General features: G+C 42.5%; 19 protein-coding genes. 3 read left to right on the forward strand and 16 right to left on the reverse strand.

The window, feature by feature from the left end; genetic code table 11:
• Positions 1 to 15 precede the first annotated feature (15 nt).
• A complete protein-coding gene (locus V7K53_RS22395) occupies positions 16 to 885 on the forward strand; it encodes a class I SAM-dependent methyltransferase (RefSeq protein WP_335199752.1) in 870 nt (289 codons plus the stop codon).
• Positions 886 to 1051: 166 nt separating this feature from the next.
• Here the strand turns inward: V7K53_RS22395 and recG are convergent, their stop codons facing one another.
• The 7 genes from recG to V7K53_RS22430 form a co-directional block, all read right to left on the reverse strand.
• Positions 1052 to 3595 carry an ATP-dependent DNA helicase RecG gene (gene recG, locus V7K53_RS22400; protein WP_335199754.1) on the reverse strand — a complete coding sequence of 848 codons (2544 nt, stop codon included), beginning with the start codon at positions 3593 to 3595 and terminating at the stop codon, positions 1052 to 1054.
• A 67-nt stretch (positions 3596 to 3662) separates the two neighbouring features.
• Complete coding sequence (locus tag V7K53_RS22405; protein ID WP_335199756.1) at positions 3663 to 4526, reverse strand: hypothetical protein; 864 nt, start codon at positions 4524 to 4526, stop codon at positions 3663 to 3665.
• A gap of 243 nt (positions 4527 to 4769) precedes the next feature.
• Complete coding sequence (gene tsf, locus V7K53_RS22410) at positions 4770 to 5714, reverse strand: translation elongation factor Ts (RefSeq protein ID WP_335199758.1); 945 nt, start codon at positions 5712 to 5714, stop codon at positions 4770 to 4772.
• A gap of 238 nt (positions 5715 to 5952) precedes the next feature.
• Positions 5953 to 6747 (reverse strand): 30S ribosomal protein S2, encoded by a 795-nt coding sequence (gene rpsB, locus V7K53_RS22415; protein WP_190913288.1) that lies wholly within the window; start codon positions 6745 to 6747, stop codon positions 5953 to 5955.
• Between the two features lie 217 nt (positions 6748 to 6964).
• Complete coding sequence (locus V7K53_RS22420) at positions 6965 to 7132, reverse strand: hypothetical protein (RefSeq protein WP_335199759.1); 168 nt, start codon at positions 7130 to 7132, stop codon at positions 6965 to 6967.
• Between the two features lie 365 nt (positions 7133 to 7497).
• Complete coding sequence (locus V7K53_RS22425; RefSeq protein WP_335199760.1) at positions 7498 to 8259, reverse strand: Uma2 family endonuclease; 762 nt, start codon at positions 8257 to 8259, stop codon at positions 7498 to 7500.
• Between the two features lie 50 nt (positions 8260 to 8309).
• Positions 8310 to 9107, reverse strand: a complete 798-nt coding sequence (locus tag V7K53_RS22430; protein WP_335199761.1) for an HAD family hydrolase — start codon at positions 9105 to 9107, stop codon at positions 8310 to 8312.
• Positions 9108 to 9212: 105 nt separating this feature from the next.
• Between V7K53_RS22430 and V7K53_RS22435 the strand changes: the two genes are divergently transcribed.
• The gene (locus V7K53_RS22435; protein WP_335199762.1) at positions 9213 to 10037 is read left to right on the forward strand and encodes a hypothetical protein; all 825 of its coding nucleotides are present in this window, start codon (positions 9213 to 9215) and stop codon (positions 10035 to 10037) included.
• Positions 10038 to 10111: 74 nt separating this feature from the next.
• On the opposite strand, the gene V7K53_RS22440 is transcribed toward V7K53_RS22435, so the two are convergent.
• The 4 genes from V7K53_RS22440 to V7K53_RS22455 all read right to left on the reverse strand — a co-directional run bounded on the left by V7K53_RS22440 (position 10112) and on the right by V7K53_RS22455 (position 15355).
• Positions 10112 to 10819 carry a DevA family ABC transporter ATP-binding protein gene (locus tag V7K53_RS22440; protein ID WP_335199823.1) on the reverse strand — a complete coding sequence of 236 codons (708 nt, stop codon included), beginning with the start codon at positions 10817 to 10819 and terminating at the stop codon, positions 10112 to 10114.
• A 128-nt stretch (positions 10820 to 10947) separates the two neighbouring features.
• The gene (gene devC, locus V7K53_RS22445) at positions 10948 to 12102 is read right to left on the reverse strand and encodes an ABC transporter permease DevC (protein ID WP_335199763.1); all 1155 of its coding nucleotides are present in this window, start codon (positions 12100 to 12102) and stop codon (positions 10948 to 10950) included.
• A 164-nt stretch (positions 12103 to 12266) separates the two neighbouring features.
• Positions 12267 to 13691, reverse strand: coding sequence for an HlyD family efflux transporter periplasmic adaptor subunit (locus V7K53_RS22450; protein WP_335199764.1), 1425 nt, complete (start codon positions 13689 to 13691; stop codon positions 12267 to 12269).
• A 926-nt stretch (positions 13692 to 14617) separates the two neighbouring features.
• Positions 14618 to 15355 carry a phycocyanobilin:ferredoxin oxidoreductase gene (locus tag V7K53_RS22455; RefSeq protein WP_335199765.1) on the reverse strand — a complete coding sequence of 246 codons (738 nt, stop codon included), beginning with the start codon at positions 15353 to 15355 and terminating at the stop codon, positions 14618 to 14620.
• A 201-nt stretch (positions 15356 to 15556) separates the two neighbouring features.
• On the opposite strand from V7K53_RS22455, the gene V7K53_RS22460 reads away from it, so the two are divergent.
• Positions 15557 to 15787, forward strand: a complete 231-nt coding sequence (locus tag V7K53_RS22460; protein WP_335199766.1) for a hypothetical protein — start codon at positions 15557 to 15559, stop codon at positions 15785 to 15787.
• A 35-nt stretch (positions 15788 to 15822) separates the two neighbouring features.
• Here V7K53_RS22460 and V7K53_RS22465 read toward each other — a convergent pair whose 3' ends face one another.
• From V7K53_RS22465 to V7K53_RS22485, 5 genes are all read right to left on the reverse strand, one after another.
• A complete protein-coding gene (locus V7K53_RS22465; protein WP_335199767.1) occupies positions 15823 to 16419 on the reverse strand; it encodes a Maf family protein in 597 nt (198 codons plus the stop codon).
• A gap of 95 nt (positions 16420 to 16514) precedes the next feature.
• A complete protein-coding gene (gene psbP, locus V7K53_RS22470; RefSeq protein ID WP_335199768.1) occupies positions 16515 to 17060 on the reverse strand; it encodes a photosystem II reaction center PsbP in 546 nt (181 codons plus the stop codon).
• Between the two features lie 323 nt (positions 17061 to 17383).
• Positions 17384 to 17713: a ribulose bisphosphate carboxylase small subunit gene (locus V7K53_RS22475; protein WP_069072884.1), complete on the reverse strand. Its 330-nt coding sequence runs from the start codon at positions 17711 to 17713 to the stop codon at positions 17384 to 17386.
• Between the two features lie 45 nt (positions 17714 to 17758).
• Complete coding sequence (gene rcbX / locus V7K53_RS22480; protein WP_335199769.1) at positions 17759 to 18166, reverse strand: RuBisCO chaperone RbcX; 408 nt, start codon at positions 18164 to 18166, stop codon at positions 17759 to 17761.
• Between the two features lie 177 nt (positions 18167 to 18343).
• Positions 18344 to 19774: a form I ribulose bisphosphate carboxylase large subunit gene (locus V7K53_RS22485; protein ID WP_163930558.1), complete on the reverse strand. Its 1431-nt coding sequence runs from the start codon at positions 19772 to 19774 to the stop codon at positions 18344 to 18346.
• Positions 19775 to 20287: the final 513 nt, after the last annotated feature.

Raw genomic sequence — 20287 nt, forward strand, 5'->3', positions numbered from 1 at the left:
CACTTGACCTGAAAAATGAAAAATCATCGCCACTGTAAACTTCCAGAGAATTGGGATAACCATGAACAATGGAATCAGTATTGGGCTAATCAATCAGATGCGCTCCCCCAGCCTCAAGTTTGGTCAACTTGGCGCAATGAATCTGAATTGAGATTTTTAGACTTCGTGAGGAATCAATCACAACGCAAGGTTTGGTTTGCAGGCTGTGGAATCAGTTTTGCACCTATTTTTTATGCCTATGAAGGTTGTAATGTGCTTGCTAGTGATGTCTCTGTTGTGGCGATCGATTTTTTGCGGCAGGTGAATCAGCAGGGGATAACATCTTTAGTTTCTAATGCTGAAGAAATGAATGCTGACCTTAAATTGGAGCAGAGCCAAGCAACTAATCTGCGTTTTCTAGTTCATGATTTTCGTGAACCGTTGGATGAATATGATTTTGATGTAATACTCAACATTAAAGCGTATCAAGGTCTTCCTACAACCAGTATGAAGCAAGCTGCAACTACCTTTTATAACGCTCTTAAAACAGGTGGTTATGCTATCTTCGATACTCAAAATGTTCAAGGAGATTACCGCAATCAAATTGAAGATTCATTGCTTGATGTAGGTTTCTATATCCCATTTCACAAAAGTGAACGTTGGTATAGAGAGCAATTGAACTCAACAGGAATTGTTTATGTAATGGTGCTTGGTGGTCCCATAATTCCTCAATGGGGGCAATATGGTGATGATGATTGGAATACTAGAGCATCTCAAGACCAAGAAATTCTGTATTCATTTCACAGTGAATATCAAAAGCAACGGGAACAAGAGTCAAAAGAGGTTCAGGAAATATTAAAAGGCAAGCAGACGAAAATAGCCTATGTTGTCTACAACACAGGTTGAAGCTCCGACTGGGCAATAGAGATGCACAGCACTGGTTCTCATAACTCTTGCTCTGGGTCGTTTGCGGCAACTACAGTAAGAACCTCCAGGGGACTTTCAAGGAATAAATTAGTTTTAAAAGTTAGGAATGCATAGTCAGTTTCTCTTTTAAACTAACTAAGATATGTTATGTCAAAATCGCTCCACCCATCAATCGCTCATATCGATACTTCAACTCTTCTTTCATTAAATACCAACGCTCTAAAGTAACATCCATTTCTATTATTTTTTCCGCTGCTTGCCGTGCTAAAAGTAAGACTTCCTCATCCTCAACCAAACTTGCTAAGGTAAAATCTGGCACTCCTGATTGACGAGTTCCCAGTACTTGCCCTGGCCCACGAAAACGCATATCCATTTCAGAGATGAAAAAGCCATCCTGAGATTGTTCCAACACCTTCAGGCGTTGTTGAGCATCAGGACTTCTGGAACTGCTCATCAACAGACAGTAAGATTGAGCCGCACCACGACCGACGCGCCCCCGCAGTTGATGCAGTTGTGATAAGCCAAATCGCTCCGCATTTTCGATGAGCATTACTGTAGCATTAGGTACGTCTACACCGACCTCGACAACTGTAGTAGAAACCAAAACCTGCGTTTGGTTATCACGGAATTTGGTAATAGATTCGTCCTTCTCGGCTGAACTCATGCGACCGTGTAGCAGCCCTACTTGAAAGTCGGGAAAAACGCTTTCTTGTAACTTTTGATGCTCGTCAACAGCCGATCGCAAATCTAATTTTTCTGATTCTTCCACCAAGGGCAAAACCACATAAACTTGTCTACCTTGGACAATTTCTCGGCGAATCAGGTCATAAGCATGGTTGCGTTGCTGACCTGACAATACTGTTGTCTGAATCTTTTGTCGTCCCGGTGGTAACTCATCAATCTGGCTCACATCTAAATCCCCGTGTATCGTCAGTGCTAAGGTTCGGGGAATTGGGGTAGCTGTCATAGTTAACACATGAGGTTGATTGCCTTTTTGCTGCAAACGTGCCCGTTGTTCTACCCCAAAACGATGCTGTTCATCGATCACTACTAACCCTAATTGTTGGAAGTTTACAGGGTCTTGAATCAACGCATGGGTTCCTACTAACAAAGGTAATTCACCAGTTCCTAGCTGAGAATGTATTTGTCTTCGTTTCGCAGCTTTAGTGGAGCCTGTAAGTAATTCCACTGGTAAATGCAGTAGATTAAACCAGCTAACTAACTTGCGATAATGTTGTTCTGCTAAAACTTCTGTGGGAGCCATCAGCGCCGCTTGGTAGCCAGATTGAATTGCTGCAAGGATAGCCAGCACAGCGACGACTGTTTTACCAGAACCGACATCACCTTGCACCAAACGATTCATTGGCACAGGTTTTTGTAAGTCGTTGAGAATATCGTTGAGAACTCGTTGCTGTGCGCCAGTGAGTTGAAAAGGCAGTATTTCGTTAAATTTCTCTACAAGTTGACCGCGTGGGACAAGGATGGCGCTGGTTTGAATCGCTCTTGCTTGCTGTTGACGTTGCAGTAATCCAAGTTGTAGGTAGAAAAATTCATCAAAAACTAGGCGACGACGGGCAACTTGTAGGGCAGCGCTATCGCTGGGAAAATGGATATTAGCGATCGCATCTTTCAATTCCATCAAACCATACTTCTGCCGCAAACCACTTGGCAAGGGGTCTTTCAGGTTAACCGCAGCAGGCAAAGCAGCAATTACCGCCTGTCGCACTGTATTCGCCACCACGCCTTCAGTTAGTCCATAAATTGGTACTACCCGCCCAATATTTAATGATTCAATCGTATCTCCTGGACTTGCCAAAACCTCTAGTTCTGGATTATCTAGTGTCAAGCCGTATTTACTTTCTTTCACCAATCCACAGGCCGCCAGAATGCTACCTACTGGATAACGGCGTTTTAAACTTTCTTGCCAAGCGCGGCTGCTAAAGCGCGTACCTGCGTAAAAACGGCCAATTTTGATTTGACCGCTGTTATCTTTTACTACCAATTCTAAAATTGATAATTTCTGATTTTTAGGGCTAGAAAAGCAGTTGCAACGCTTCACTGTAGCCACTATTGTCACCGTCTCACCCGCCTGTAACTCGCGGATATTCACCTGACGCGCATAATCAATATGGTCACGAGGATAGTAGAAAAGCAAGTCGCGGACGGTATGTAAACCAAGCCGTGCCAAATTATCAGCTTTTTTAAAACCTATTTCTGGTAAATCACTAAGTTTTTGCTCAATTTTTGGTGCAAGTCTCCGACTCACCTCAGTAACAATTGGAGATTTTGGACTTCGGCTACGCTCAGTCGAACGATTTTGAGTTTTGGATTTATAAATTCTCCCTTGCTCCTCTGCTCCCCCGCTCCCCTGGTTACTGAGCGCAGTCGAAGTATGCTCCCCGTCCTTCCGCTGCTCCTCTTGCTGTAGTTGGGAAAGATACCTACGAGTCTCTGCTACTAAATGCTGCCTTTCTTCCAGTGCTAGATGTGGATAACTAGCAAATTGCACCGCTAATCCTTGCCAACGGCGGCGTTCAATTTGGGGTAAGCCTGTTGGGAATTTGCCCAAAGTTAGGCTCAGAAATTCACTGAAACGGTATTCTCTGCCCATCAAGTCTGTAAAGCCACGTTCAGCTTCTATTGCCAAGGCTTTATGCAATCGTATCCAATCTGGTTTTTCATTAGTCATTGGTCATTGGTCATTGGTCATTAGTCATTGGTCATTGGTCATTGGTCATTTGACTCTCGACAAATGACTAATCCTCAAACCAACTAGCGCGCCATGCAGCTTCCGCTTCAGCGATCGCCTTTTCTTTATATCTCTTTTTATACTCTCGTCCTAGTTTGTTTAGCTGAACTAAAATACTGCGGATTCGCTTGCGATCGGAGGAAAGTGTCACATCAGCAAATTCAATTTCTCCTAGCCGCAGGTTAATAGCCATAATTTGAGTCAGTCCAGAATCTTCTGACTGTTGCTCATTTTCAATTTCAATTACTAAGTTTAATAAATTGGGTGGCCCTGGCATGACCTCAGCAGATGCTTCTGATGCTGCCGCTGCTGCTGCTAAAATCGGTTCTGGTAATTTTTTCGGCAATACTCCAGCTTTTTGTAACAAAAGATTAGCATCATGCGAAAGTTTTTTCAGTATATCTTGCGCAGCTTCTTCTAATTTCTGTTGCCATTTTGCTAGTTCTATCGGATCGGAGGTGTTGGCAGTGAGATACTGAGAACTAGAAGTGTTCAGAAATAGTGAAGATGAAGAGGGTGTTACTTCCTCATCCATCTCATATTCCTCATCTATATCGTCTTCCTCATCCACCTCATCTTCCGCTGATTCTTCACTTGTAAGATAAATGAGCAACTGTTCAGCTGCCAGTTGACCCAACTTACGGATGGCTTGTTGCAATTGTTGGCGCTGATTCAATGACAAATGCAAAAAGTTTTCGGGATATCCTTGAGTGCAGAGGTGGTAACTTGCGAGAATCAACTGTTTGCGTACAGCTAGCCCTAAGGTATTTAGATAACTAGCATAAGCGCTTTGTAGTTCGATTGCGATCGCCCGGATCGCTTCTTGGAGTGCTGCAATATCCTGCTCAATTCGCTCGATTGCTCTTGCCATATTTTTTCGCTCTTGCCCATCTGAACCATTACATAGTACAAATGTACAAACTTATTTTAGGATAACTTTTCAGAGAATTTTATATTTTAAATTAAATGCGAAATTTTCTGTCTTTACTAAATAAAATACAGGTCAGGCTATTTGCTTGACCCGTACTTTAAACAGTTAGGAATTAAGAATTATAAGTTATGAATTATGAAGTTAACTTCCTATTAACTCCTAACTCCTAACTCCTAACTAATATTACTTAGTGCCCATTTGTGCAGCGACTTCATCAGCAAAGCTGATTTCTTGCTTTTCAATGCCTTCGCCCAGTATGTAACGGACAAAGCGAGTCACTTGAATCTCTTCGCCTAATTGTGCCTTCACTTGCTTTATCAAGTCTTCCACAGAAATACTTTGATCGCGAATGTAAGGTTGATCGAGCAAAGTTAATTCTTTCAAGCGTTTTTCAATCCGTCCCTGAACAATCTTTTCTTTGATGTTTTCAGGCTTGTTCGCCAAATCATCCTTGCCCATTTCAATGTCTTTTTCCTTTTGGGCAATTTCGGTGGGGATTTGATCTACGCTCACATACTCGACATTGGGACAAGCTGCAACTTGCATTGCAGTGTTCCGTGCCAAGGTTTGGAACTCTGAATTAGCAGCCACTGACTCAGTTTGGGAACCCAGTTCTACTAATACACCAACTCGACCGCCAGTGTGAATGTAGCTATCTACTACACCTTGTGTGCCTTCTGCTATTGCAAAATTAACAAAGCGGCGCACTTGGATGTTTTCACCAAGAGTGGCAATAGTTTGCTTGATGGATTCTTCTACAGTCGCACTTTTATTCTCAATATAGGGTTGAGCCAGCAAAGACTCAACACTATCAGCTGTCGCTGCTTGCTTTGCTAGATTCTTAACTAAAGCTTTAAAAGCCTCGTTACGAGCAACAAAGTCGGTTTGGCAGTTGACTTCTATGAGTACACCCACTCGACCTTCAGGCTGAATGTAAGTCTCTACTAGACCTTCTGCCGCAATGCGATCGCTTTTTGCTCCCGCCTTAGAGATGCCCTTTTTCCGTAGCCAGTCTGCGGCTTCTTCTACGTTGCCTTCAGTCTCTATCAGCGCCTTTTTGCAGTCCATCATGCCAGCACCAGTTTTTTGGCGTAGCTCTTGGACGAGTTTTGCAGATATTTCCGCCATGTTCCCTCAATTCCTAACTTGACCTTGAGTTGTAATCACTCACCTAATTTAGTACTGAGTACTGAGTTTTGTTAGCGTTAGCTCGGCGTTTAGCCCGTGCTGAGTTTTGAGTGTTCAGTTATCAATTTTATTCTTCATTGACAAATCACAACTTACAACTTCAAAAATCAAGACTCAGCACTATTGAATTTGCTGAGTCTTTCTATCTTACTCAGCACTCAGCACTCTTAACTCAGAACTATTCTTCTGTTTCCTCGTCGGGAATTACGGCATCAGTATATTCGGTTTCTTCGTAGTCATCGTCATACTCACTACCGTCGTAATCTTCGTAATCATCTTCAACATCCAGCTGACCATGACGACCTTCATAAATGGCATCTGCCAATTTTCCGACTATCAGCTTAATTGATCTGATAGCATCGTCGTTTGCTGGGATGGGGATATCTACTACATCGGGGTCACAGTTTGTATCCAACATGGACACAATGGGAATATTCAGCTTTTGGCATTCTTGAACTGCGTTATATTCCCGGCGTTGGTCTACGATTACCACGATATCAGGCACTTTTCGCATTGTTTTAATGCCGCCCAAGTATTTCTGAAGCTTCGTCATTTCCCGACGTAGCATTGACGCTTCTTTTTTCGGCAATAAATCTAGTGCGCCAGTTTCTTCACGGCGTTCTAAATCTTTCAGACGGTCAACCCGTGTTTTGATGGTTGCCCAGTTGGTCAACATTCCGCCCAACCAGCGTTGGTTAATGTAGTGGGAACCACAACGGCTAGCTTCTTGGGCAATAATTCCAGCTGCTTGACGCTTGGTGCCGACGAAAAGAAATTTCTTCCCTTGTTCTGCGTGCGATCGCATGTAGTTGTAAGCATTATCCATCAACTGGGCAGTTTGCACCAAGTCGATAATATGCACGCCATTGCGGGAAGTATAAATGTAAGGAGACATTTTTGGGTTCCAACGCCGGGTCTGATGCCCAAAGTGAACCCCTGACTCCATCATTTGAGCCAATGAAACTACTGGCATATATTTTTCAACTCCGATTCGGGTTAAACCTCCATCCAAGTGTATTTCCCAATCGGGAAACACCCGAATTCTTAGATGTGCGAGATTAGTTAACCATACTAGGTTAACATATTCCGGAAGAGTTGTAGTTGCTTGACCGAGTGAGGTCAAAAAAATAGTGCTGCCTACTCAACAATCGGGCAGCACTTAGTAATGAAAATCTTGCTGTTTTAAAGGTCTACTCGCGGTTTTCTCGATCTTGGGGTTTGGGTTTTTGTCGCCGTTGTTCGATCTGATCGTCGATGGTTTCTCTCATTTTGCGATCGGCAGCGTCCATCGCAGAATACTTAAAGCGGTTGATTATGCCACTGAACAAGTTGCCAAAGAATCTTTCAATTTCTTGCATAATTTTATACCTCACTTTTTAAAGGCAAATTCTTATTAATCTTGGACTTTCTAGTGGAAGTAGGAAATAAAACGCTAATCTATCCTTGAAGTATCTGTTAATCTCTTAGCGTCTCTGGGTGCTTAAAGGGCTGGCGGTTTATTTATCCTTTGATTCAGTTTTACTTGGGAAGGACTGTATAAAACAGTCTTCTCAATTAAATTAGTATTGTTGAGACTTACTAGATTGAAACGCCTTAGAGATTCATCTATTGTATTCTGTCTCAGGTAATAAATGTAGCAAAAACACAGGTAACAAATTGTCTACTAGTTCATAACACCTACTACGTCTACGACGGGCGTAGCTATAGCAATTTCTGGTGCATGTTACTCAATAGTGTCGGGGTCTACATTGAGCGATCGCAACCTTGCCTTTAACTGTTCTATCTGCAATTCTGCCTGTTCAGCTCGTTGGTGTTCCTGTTCAGCTCGTTGGCTTTCCTGTTCAGCTCGTTGGCGTTCCTGTTCTACCAGTTCTTCTGCTTGCTGTCTTGCTAAAACTTCCTGCCTTAAAGCCTGTGCCAGTTCACCAGGGATCAGTAATTTTTCCCCTGTATCCTCTCGATAAAACCCAATTAGCCTTCCCTCAACCACCAACCGCAGTTGTAACGGTTCACTGCGTCCATCCTCTATAGGTTCGTAGATTTCTCCCCGCAGACGATAGCCACGTAACTGTTGTTCCACCCACTCGCCTTTCGGGTCAAATAGCCAGTATTCCTTGACACCTAGCTGCTCATAGAGGGTCTTTTTGAAGATTTCGTCTTGTCCCTTTGTCCCAAAGGATGTCATTTCAAAAATAACTGTGGGTACTTGCCCCTCTTCCCAAACTTTATAGTTGTCCCGACCGCCAGGTGCAACATCAAAAATCACCATTACATCTGGGGCTACCCGCAATTTGGGAAAGCCCTGTGCATAGTAAAGAAATTGATTTCCCAATACTGTTGCCTGACGATTTGCCAAATACTGTTTCAGGACTTCTAAGGTAGTTAGTAAAGCATAAAGGTGGTCGTAAGTTTCTGCCACTGGTTGACCATCAGCACTGGGGTAAAATATTTCTGATTCGACACTAACAGGTAAAGTAGCAGTCATGGTTGTAAAATCAGTGCTACGAGATTATTGTAGAACAACTCTACTTCTCTCTAACTTGAGATATGCAAGCTTTTCAAAATATAACTAGATAACTCACAAAATCCTTCCCCTTCGGCAGCAGTGGTAATGTAAGCAGGCTGATATTTTAACTGATTCACATATTCCAGAACATTTGCCACACCTACAGAAACAGGAAAATAACGCCGATCAAATAAACTTTCATCATTGGGACTATCGCCAACAGTGACAATTTGTTCTGATGAATACTGGGGCAAATATTCACGCAATACCTGCAACAATCCCACGGCTTTATCTTGTCCTTGGGGTTTAATGTGACACTGCACATTGCTATAGGTAAATCCCCAACCCATTTGTTGACAGAGATTATCTAGGGTTTGTAGTTCGTCTTCACGCAAACCAGCTACATCAAAAGTCCAGTCGGTGACGCGAAAGGGATTATCAGCAGATTCTTGGATTTGGGGAAATTTAGTTTGTAAATTCTCAAAAGTTGTAGCCAAGTGCTGGCGATGTTGAACTAAATCAGGAATGGGTGTTAAAACTACTGGTTTCTGATTTCCAGGTGGAAAGTACAAACCGCCATTTTCTGCCATCGCACCTGCCACTGGCATTAAGCTACTCAATCCACTTACCCACCCAGCAGAACGTCCGGTGACAATTAGTACTTTAATGTCAGCTGCGGCTAAATCCTCTAAAGCTTGCAGCAGTGCAGGAGTAAATTTTCCTCGTCTAGTCAGGGTGCCATCCATATCTGTGGCTATCAGACGAATATTGCTCAGGCAAGTAGATGAAACCTCAGATAGGGAAGCGAGGCTCAAATCTCTGGACATATACGGTTTGTAAAAGGCTTGTAAAAAATATTAATGATACAGCAATATGGGATTGAATATTTGGGCATCCTAAACATCAGGAGTCAAGTTTTTCAGTTTCCCACCATGTCCACTTCAATGTTTCTTGCCCAATCCTCCGGGAAAAAGACTACTAAAAAGGCATCCCAGGAAGTGCCAGCAAGTAATCCTCAAATACCATCATTATTGTTGGTAACTTCTGGAGGACTGGCTTTAGTGGTGATTGCTTTGATTGTGTATACTAAACTCCAGAAGGATAAGCTGGATAAAAAACTTAAGTTTGAACAATTCCGCGCCAGAGAACTAGAGAAAAAGTTTAAGCTGGCGCTGGAAACAATTCGCAAAATGGAAACTAATCCTGATTTGGTGAATTCACGGGACTTTAACCTGGATTATCTGCGGATGCGGATGTCAGAGGAGGTGTTTCATTTTGCAATTCTTAATCAAATAAAAATTCAGATCAAAGAAAAAATTTCTCAAGCCCTGCGTCCAAGTCAAGCCCAACAAGGATCGGTTGGAATTGCTAATAGCGCTGGACGGCAAGTAGATGAAATTTTTGATGTCGAGTATGAGACTGGTAGTCCAGGTAACTCTGCCAAGCGAGTGCTGTTTCGGATTCAAATCAAGTTAATGAAGTTACCGACGCAAGCAACGTCTGCGACTATTAGTCAAATTATTGATTGTATAGAAACTTACCTAAGCCCTATAGAAGACGAAGATAGTTGGCAGCCAATAATTCAAGGTCGGATTGCTACCATGCATTGGGATCAAAAGGCTAAACCTACGCCTTTACTAGTACTGGAACAATCGAATGAAGGGGTGAATGTAACTTTCCGTACTAGTCGTCAACCAAACACTCCAACTCCACCAAAGTCATCTGGAATTAAAAAATCAGGCTCGGCGAGACAATAAATTATGGTTGTGATTAGTCAATTGGTCATTGGTCATTGATCGTTCACAAAGGACAAATGACTAATGACTAAAAATCATGACTGAATAAATGTATTGGGGGAATTACGGGTTAAAAGACCATCTTCCATTTCGACGATGCGATCGGCTATGTCTAAAATGCGGTTGTCGTGTGTCACTAATAAGATAGTAGTTCCCTGATTTTTGGCTAGACTCTGCATTATTTCCACAACATCGCGTCCTGATTGTTTGTCTAATGCTGCTGTTGGTTCGTCCGCTAGTACCAAGGGGGGACGGTTCACTAAGGCGCGGGCGATCGCAATTCTTTGTTTTTGTCCACCAGAAAGATTGTCTGGGTAGTAATCAACTCGTTCTTCTAGACCAACAGACCCCAGCATAGCTTTTGATTTAGCCATTGCTTCTGCTTGAGAAATATTATCGTTCAATTCCACTGCCATTTGCACATTTTGCTTGGCTGTTAAGAACCCTAGCAAATTGTGAGCTTGGAAAATATAACCAATGTTGCGTCGCATCTGCACTAATTTGTTTTGACTGACGCCAATAAGTTCTTCACCTAAAAATTTTAAACTTCCTTCTTGTACAGACCGCAAACCACCAATTAAGCTTAGTAATGTTGTTTTACCTGAACCTGATGGCCCGGTCATAATCACAATCTCACCTGGATAAATGTCTAGGTTGATATCAAATAATATCTGTTTTCTCAGTGCACCTTTGCCATAGAAGTGATTGAGATTTTTAATGGCGATTACAGGTTCTTTTTCCATCATATTTTTGTTAGTTATAAATTATTAGTCCCAAAATTTAACTGTAGTGACTGTCAAAAATTAAATTTGCTTAGTTTTTATCATAAGTCAAACTTATTATTAATATCTTTTAATTAATACAATATTAATTAAAAGATATCTGCTGGATCGGCAGAGCGTAATTTTCTAACTGCGATCGCACCAGAAATAATGCACATCAGCATAGTCAGAATTAATACCATCGTCGCTCGTTCAAAACTCATAAAAACTGGTAAAAGTGTTGCATTTCTGGCACTGTCATACATAAATAAGGCAAAAACTATTCCAGGAAAATATCCTAAAACTGCTAATAATAAAGCTTCTTGAAGAATGACCGTCAATAAATAGTTTTGTGTGTAACCTATCGCCTTGAGGGTAGCGTACTCGGCTAAGTGATCTGCAACTTCTGTATAAAGAATTTGATAAACAATCACAGTCCCCACAATAAAACCCATGACAGTCCCTAATGTGAAAATAAAGCCAATAGCTGTACTATTCGCCCAGTAGCTCCGCTCAAAATCAATAAATTCTTGTTTAGTTAAAACATTCACTTCATTAGGTAAATACTTTCGTAATTGCTGGGCAACAACATTAGCATCTGCTCCCGGCTTTAATCTAATTAGCCCAATATCAATTAATCCTTTTTGACGATTGTTGAATATTCGCAGAAAGTTGATATCGCTCGTAATTAAATTACCATCTGCACCAAATGATGCACCTAATGTAAAGAGTCCTTCTACTTTAATTCGCCGCCTTCGCACTTCTGCTGTTACAGGCTTGCCTTGGTCATAATTAGCAGCAATTGGCCCATACTCTACCCTAGAAGAACGGTCAAATAGAACTACATCAGGTAGTTTAAGTTTATCTAAATTTTCTTGAACTCCAGGTAAGTTAACTAGGTTAGTTTCTGGGTTCATTCCAAAGATTAGAATACTCCGAGGACGCCCGGTTACAGGATTTTTCCAGATTGTAAAATCCAAATATATCGGATGTACTGATTGAACTGCGGGTAATTCTAAAGCTTTATATAATCGCCGTTGCGAAAAGCTTCTCATCGCCAATATAGCGTTAGATTGACTATTAATTAAAACAATATCGCCTTGCAAGCTGTTATGGAATCTAACGTTACTATAATACAGAGCATCCCGAAAGCCGAGTTGCATAAACATTAAAATATCGGCAAAAGCAATTCCTGCTAAAGCTACAGCTAGGCGAGTTTTTTCCCTTGTCAGTTGTAGCCACGACAGAGGTATTTTTTGATTCATATAGGCGTCTCAACAAGTGTAGCGATTTTGATTTTCAACCCATTATGGTGACACCCGTACCGAATTGATAGAATGTTTAAATTTGATTAAACAGACTATTAAAGAATATTTTGAATCCAAAATATCAAATTATGGATTAGGATTACTGCTCACCTACAACTTAATTAATTATTAATATCGACAATAACTTTGGCGTAAGTTAAACCAGAAACTTTCTGGCTATCTTCTGGAGACAGAGCAATTTTCACTTCTACAACTCTGGCATCTACATCTGCGGCTGGATCTGTATTCAGCACATCTTTTTTACCAATTTTTCTGCCAATTTCAGTGACAGTTCCCTTTAATTCGCCGCTAAATGCGCCGTTATCACTGGTGATAGTAGCATTTTGACCAAGACGTACTTTACCAATGCTGTCTTCGGCAACTTCAGCAATTACAAACATTTGGTTAGTTTGGCCAATTTCAGCAATGCCATTTGCGCCGATCGCTTCACCCGATTTGGTATAAACTTTTAAAATCTCCCCAGCGATTGGTGCTTGAACGTAGCTTAATCTTAGTTCTGCTTCGGCCTTTCTAACATTTGCGATCGCATTACTAACTTGGGCTTGCGCTACTTGCACATCGGTAGGACTAACATCTAAAATTCGGCTTAGTTTGGCCTTTTCTTCATCGATTTGTCTTTGCAAAGTTGCGACATTTTTATCGCGGTTAACTTTAGCTTCGATTAACTGCTGTTGCAAAGTTGCTAAATTTTGTATTTGGTTGGCTCTAGCCTCAGCAAGTTGCTGCCGCAAGGTTGCCAATGTCTGCTTTAGGGTAGCTTGGCTTTCAGCCACCTGCTGATTAGCAGTTATTGCACTCAAGCGTCTTCTGTCCCGCTCTTGCTGAGAAATAGCACCTTCTTTGTATAAATAATCATAGCGTCCGGCATCGACTTGAGCATTGCGCTGTTCGGCTTGAATGCGCACAACAGTTGCTCTAAGAGCATCTCTTTGCCCACTAAGTTCAGCTTCTAGGCGATTCACAGTTGCTTGTTGGACAAGTTTATCACCACTTAACTGAGCTGCAATCCGTGCGATCGTGGCTTGCCCTGCATTCCTTTCGCCAATTAACTGCGCTTGTAGGCGAGCAATAACTGCTCTTTGAGCTTGAATATCTCTTGGAGAGCCAGCCCTGACTTGCGCTAAATTCGCACTGGCTTCTTGGACTTTCGCTTTTGCCTCTTGTAATCCAGCTACTTGGGTATCGCGGTTGTCCAAAATTGCCACAATTTGACCTTGCTTTACCCGTTCACCCTCTCTCACTAGAAGTTGCTGAATTCGTGACGATGGCGCTAATCCTGATGATGGGGCGGACAATTTAACAACTTCGCCTCGCGGTTCCAAACGCCCTACAGCACTAATGCTATTGGTAGATGGCATTACGGGTGCGGATGTAGTTAGTTTTCTTAACTGCTCGATTTTGGCCGTACCTAGTATCCCAGCGGCGATTACTACTGGCACGGCTACAGCGATACCCCACCAAATCTTAGGTTGTTCATGATTTAGTGTCTGTTCACTTGGCTTCGGCTTTTCAGTCACCCTTGACATAGTATGTTGCCCATTTACCTGAATTGTGCTGATGGAAGTAAAAATAAAAAGGTTTTTAATCAACAGCCAGCTGTTAGGACAAACAACAGTGGTTTCAAGCTGGGTATGGCTTAAAAATCCATTGTGTGATGAACGTTCAACACTATGGCTTTACAAAATGGTGTTTTCTATAGCCGCTCATTATGTATGCAATACACTTTGACCTCTCTCCAAACCTCTCTTTTAAAACGAGGAGGCTTGGAGGCTTACTAGGGCGCGGGGTTAGGTCTGTATTGAAACTGAGAAACGCTATAGTAGCTGACTATTCAATAACTCTGAGTATTATTGAGACATGAGTGCAATGGGAGTTAGCAGAATTCACAAGCAGTATGAATTTTTTATAGAGACGCGATATATTGATTGCATCTCTATAAAAAATTCTAAATTGGTATGATGCGGTACTTTACTGCTACATTCACTACAGCTATAGTTAGTCACAAAATTCAAAAGAAACATCAAAAATAGACTGTTGCCTTTGTTGGACACAATCTTGCTAAAAAAGTTAGTCTTCCTTAAGTCAATCAACGATTAACTAACTAAAAAATATCTGTTCACCCTGAGCGAAGTCGTTGGCGTGGTCACTGAGCGTAGTCGTTCGCGCAGCGTCTCGTAGAGAAGTGCAGCCTCTCGTAGAGAAGGGTCAATTTAAACATTCCTAACATCAGAGTTTCCTTAACTTTCTGGTCAATGAGTTAGCTGTCTCTAGTTGTTTGCACCTACCAAGACAACAAACCATTTTGTGATATTCGCTTCAAAGACCTTACTATTCTCCCTGTTCTGTTTTGGAACTCCATAAAACTCTCGTTGAATGAATTCTACATTTATCCATTAGCTGAAAACGTAGCAGAGCCTACAGATGGAGGAGATGAGGGAGATGCAGAGGATAATTAAGTTGGCAGGTCGAATAAAACTGTGGTCATGTAATTTTCTGCCCAAGCTGGGCCAAAGGCTTTTTCTAGGACGCGTCGCGTTTTATCGTTTTGCTGCTGTTTGGTGCAGTAGTTGTGTTGTCCGGCGAGATTTTGGGTGACTTGTTCAACTGAAACAGGATGTGAGGCGATCGCTTGGGTACAATGAATGTCTAAAAATTCTCGCACCCGCGAGAGAAACATTGTTTCTTCTTCAGGGGAACTGGGGCGGACAAAGATACAAAAATCTGAAAAAATATTTCCCCATTCAGGTAATTCACGGGGTTGGGAAAAGTTAAGCACTGGTAGCTGTGTCAGCGCAGAACTATAAGATTCTGGTAAGGTGCGTTCTACTCGGATAGGAGAAAGGTCTGCGATCGCAGCACTAATTTGACCTCTACCCCCAACTAAATCACAACCAAACATCGGCAGGTTGTATTCTGGACGGGGAAACATGACGCAGTGCAAAATATCCAGCATATTGCCGATTTTGGCCAGTTCCAAGTGCATTTTCCGAAACTGGGGCGTTTGATAGCAACGGTTTTCAATCGTCAGTTTTTCGCCTTCTAATCTACCTTCCACATACCCCAACTCATTAGGCAAATGGTAAGGGGATAAATCCAGGTGCTGATGCCAAGCTGCCTCAATACAATCAGCTAGCTGACGAATTAGGGGATGTTGTTGCTCGCGCAGCGAGGGCATAGAAGTAAATGACATATTCTAGTTGGGAATGCGATCTAGTGGCCAGTCTACAACTTGTCGTGCCATACCTGTTGTGGTCTGCAATATAAGCAAACACTTACACCCAGCCAACGTAAATTTATAAGACAGATACTTTTCACAAGTATTCTTTATTTTGTAGTCTAGGTTACAGAAATAATTTTAGATTAGTCCATTTGTGAAGGCTAATAGAAAGCTATGAAACTAGATTCTCATAGACCTGATTTTGCTATGCAAACAAGAAGGCACAATAATCTGGAAGGCTTACAGAGGTTCAGAGCTTCTACTTGGGTAAACCTTTTACAACTTCCCAACCCCTTTAGTTTTGACGAAGCACTTTTATTGTGTCCGGTTTCAGCAGATGAGTGGCTAGCCTGGATTCCAGATCATGGCGAAGCAATACTCAATATCAGGCAATTTAGTTATTAGTAATTTGTCATTGGTTAATAACTTTAGACAAATGACTATTGCTGCCAGAAATCAGTGACATCGTATCCCAATTCACTTAGCATCTGGCGCAGCAGGGGTAAACTGAGTCCAATTACATTGGTGTGACAGCCTTCAATTTTTTCTACGAAGAAACTACCAAAACCTTCAATGGCAAAGGCCCCAGCACACTTGAGTGGTTCACCTGTGGCAACATAAGCTTTAATTGCCTTTTCGCTCATTTGAGCAAAGTAAACTCTTGTAACTTGAGACTTGACTAAAGTACGATTTTGCTGATGGTCAATTAAGGCGTGACCTGTGTACAAGTCGCCAAAGTTACCTTGCATTATCTGCCAACGGGCGATCGCTTCAGAGAAGTCTGCTGGTTTGCCGTAAATTTCACCATTGATGGACAAAACTGAATCACAACCGATAATCAAAGCTGATTCAAACTGTGGGGCTACAGTTTCCGCTTTATACTGGGCAAGAGTTTTGACCAATTCTGCTGGTTCACTTAGTTCAATTTGCGACTCATCAAAGTCACTAGGTTGAACTATCGGTTCAATACCAACAGTTTGCAGCAAGCGGCGTCGGGCTGGGGAAGCTGAAGCAAGTACAAAAGGTGGGATTTTCATGAGATTTTAGAAAAATTTGTTAATTGGGCATTGGGTATTGGGTATTGGTGATTAAATATATTCTCCATCCCTATTTCCCATTCCCCATTCCCCAATTAATAAACAGCAAAAGAATTAACAACCTCATCAATCATCCGTTTAACTTTCTGCCAGCGTTTTTCAGGAATTGAGGCGTTGAAGGTAAAAAGTTTACCACGGCTCACAGCAACGCTGGCAATATTGTGTCGTTGCTGTTGATTGGGGAGTTTAACCTCATACTCTAAAAGGTAGTATGTTTTACCATCTACTTCTCGCTGGGCGGCATTGACTAATTCAGCCGAACGACCAGAGTCAGGAGGCGCGAGAGCCGCTTTTCCTAATTTGTATCCTACTTCTGTTGGGGTTCCCAATTCTGACAAAGTTTTGCCTTCTGGAACTGGGCTAATCACAACCGAAACATTTTCAGACACCTCAATCAAATCATGAAAAACTACATCTGGCCCATTGGCAACTTTAACTGGTAGCCAGCCGTTAGGATATAAAAACTGATAGCCATCACCACTGTCTACAAAGCTTTTGAGTCCAGCAGCAGCCGCAACATCCGAATTACTCAGACTGAAGCTCAACACCAATAGCAAAATTAATACAATTCGTTTCCACATTTCTACAGATTCCTTTGGGCTGGAGATAACACAAGGCTTGCATCATTTCTCGTCTTTATTCTCCCACCAACCGGGACGCTTCGGATAATAAATACATTAGATGGTGAGGTATAAATGCTTAAAGTTTCCAATGATATTAGTCTTTCCAGTTTGCTGATAGTGGAAAGCAAACATTGAGCTTCATGATGAATGAGTTTTATCATGAAGCTCAATGTTCCGTAACACCTAATTATAAAAAAGGAGAGGCAGATAATTCTACCTCTCCTATACGGGGATAGACAAATTACTTGAACTATCCCATGATTAATTCCAACTAACTAGACTTAGTATCTATTGGGTTTGTGAACAAGGAAGCTAAGAACTTGGCACTGCTTGATGTTGTCAAAACCCACAACACGGATATAGCTGTTGTTGAATTGAGAGCGGCATCCTTGAACTTCGCTCAATACTTCTTGAGTAGATTTAGCACCGAACAAAGGCAACTTCCACATTGTCCAATATAATTCTGTTGGCTCAGAAGTTTCGTTAAACTCGATCGCAGGAATGTAACCTTGATTCAAGATGTACTGGACTTGTTTAGCGATTTGAGCATCAGACAGAGGGGGAAGATAAGAAAGGGTTTCGTAACGACGCTCTTTTGGTAAAGTTTGCATAGCTTTTGATAATTGGTTGCGATTTTTACTAGTAGATTGACCGAACTAATTGGATAAGTTATCCAAATCCCGATCTGAAGTTGTTTGCTGTTCTGGTTCCAGACTGGGGTTAGATGTGTCTATTCGTGTGATGCGTTCTAAATGCTGGCGACGCTGCTCCATATTGGCTTGTTGAATGCCAGTGCGAACCATTTCTGGTAAAAATTCTGCAATTTCTTCCGCAATGTGCTCTCTGACAGTCATGATTCGCAAAGCCAAATCTGGTTTTTCTCGCAACAGTTGCTCAATGAATGACTCACCATTTTGAATTTTGCCAGACGAAAAGTTATGCAACCAAAGTTCTAATGGCGGATTAGTTTCGCCTAGCTGTGCCAATACTGTCCTTAGAGCCTGATAAGTCAGATAGCTTTGGAGAGTTTTGGCTGTGTCCTTCGCAATTTGCTTAAGATTCATGCTTGACCCCAGCCCTGAAGAGTTATGAGTTATGAGTTATGAGTTATGAATTAATGCAAATCCTAACTCTTGTACAGACGCGATTCATGAGCCAGCGCGTTGCGGGGGTTCCCCCCGTTGTAGCGACTGGCGTCGCGTCTCTACTTCTAACTCTTAACTCTTAACTGTTAACCCAGATCAGACGGTATCCATTGCTTCAAACTCGAACTTGATTTCTTTCCACAGTTCGCAAGCAACAGCCAGTTCAGGAGACCACTTGGCAGCTTCGCGGATGATATCGTTACCTTCACGAGCCAAGTTACGGCCTTCGTTACGAGCTTGAACAACGGCTTCCAAGGCGACGCGGTTAGCGGTTGCACCAGGAGCGTTACCCCAAGGGTGTCCTAGAGTACCACCACCGAATTGTAGTACGGAGTCATCACCAAAGATTTCTACCAGTGCGGGCATGTGCCATACGTGGATACCACCAGAAGCAACTGCCATTACACCAGGTAGAGAAGCCCAGTCTTGGGTAAAGTAGATACCACGAGACTTGTCTTGCTCAATGTAGTTTTCACGCAACAGGTCAACGAAGCCCATTGTGATGCCGCGCTCACCTTCCAACTTACCAACTACTGTACCAGTGTGGATGTGGTCGCCACCAGATAAACGTAGGGCTTTAGCCAATACACGGAAGTGGATACCGTGGTTCTTTTGACGGTCAATTACAGCGTGCATCGCACGGTGAATGTGCAGCAAGATACCGTTATCGCGGCACCAACGAGCCAATGTGGTGTTGGCGGTGAAGCCTGCGGTCAGGTAGTCATGCATGATGATGGGCATTTTGAGTTCTTTAGCGTACTCAGCCCGTTGCAACATTTGTTCGCAGGTAGGAGCGGTGACATTGAGGTAGTGACCTTTGATTTCACCGGTTTCTGCTTGAGCTTTGTTGATAGCTTCAGCTACGAACAAAAAGCGATCGCGCCATCTTTGGAATGGTGCGGAGTTAATGTTTTCGTCGTCTTTGGTGAAGTCCAAACCACCGCGTAAGCACTCGTATACAGCGCGTCCGTAGTTCTTAGCGGAAAGACCCAATTTGGGCTTAATGGTACAACCCAGTAAAGGACGACCGTATTTGTTTAACTTGTCACGCTCAACTTGGATACCGTGAGGAGGCCCTTGGAAGGTCTTGATATAAGCTACTGGGAAACGAATGTCTTCTAGACGCAGTGCCCGTAGAGCTTTGAAACCAAATACGTTACCAACAATTGAGGTCAATACGTTGGTTACAGAACCTTCTTCAAACAAGTCCAAAGGATAGGCAACGTAACAAATGTACTGGTTGTCTTCGCCGGGAACTGGTTCGATGTCATAGCAACGACCTTTGTAGCGATCGAGGTCGGTGAGCAAATCTGTCCACACAGTTGTCCAAGTACCTGTGGAGGATTCAGCCGCAACAGCCGCACCTGCTTCTTCGGGAGGAACACCAGGCTGAGGTGTCATACGGAACGCAGCTAGAAGATCGGTATCTTTTGGTGTGTAATCCGGTGTGTAATAAGTTAGTCTGTAATCTTTAACCCCGGCTTGATACCCAGATTTGCTCTGAGTCTTCGTTTGAGCGTAAGACATAATTTTATCCTTCCCTGAAATCACTCTTTTTAATTATCAAATCACGTTTTGTGCAACTTCCCCTCACCCCGCTCTTGCCCCCCTTGAGCGAGGGGAAGATCGGAAAATTTTTTTGTTAGGAGTTGCCTTTGGCAAAGGTTAGCAGTTTTTTTGCGGCGGACACTTTGGTAGCGGTGGTAGCCCTCCTCACCAGTGTTTCCCCTTCTAGGGGTACACGACCTAGCGCTTCTACTGTTTCCTCTTGCTAAAAATCAAAATTCTTTTTTACTTCTTCTTCGCACCCAACTAAACCTTCTCAATTTCACCAAAACTTCCGCCTTTTGTGGGCAGCATTTAGATAATTCCCCCATAAATCAGGGTATTCAGGGGATTGGGCTGGCTGGCACACATTCCCGCCTTTACACTCCTTATATCTTTCCCTTTGATGGAAAAGATACCAGAAAAGAATTTACTTGACAGAGATTTAGCAGAGTGGTGAGCAAAAGATAAAAGAATTGCACACCACGTAATTTG

The sequence above is a fragment of the Nostoc sp. genome, from assembly GCF_036917355.1.
In the GTDB taxonomy this organism is placed as follows: Bacteria; Cyanobacteriota; Cyanobacteriia; order Cyanobacteriales; family Nostocaceae; genus Nostoc.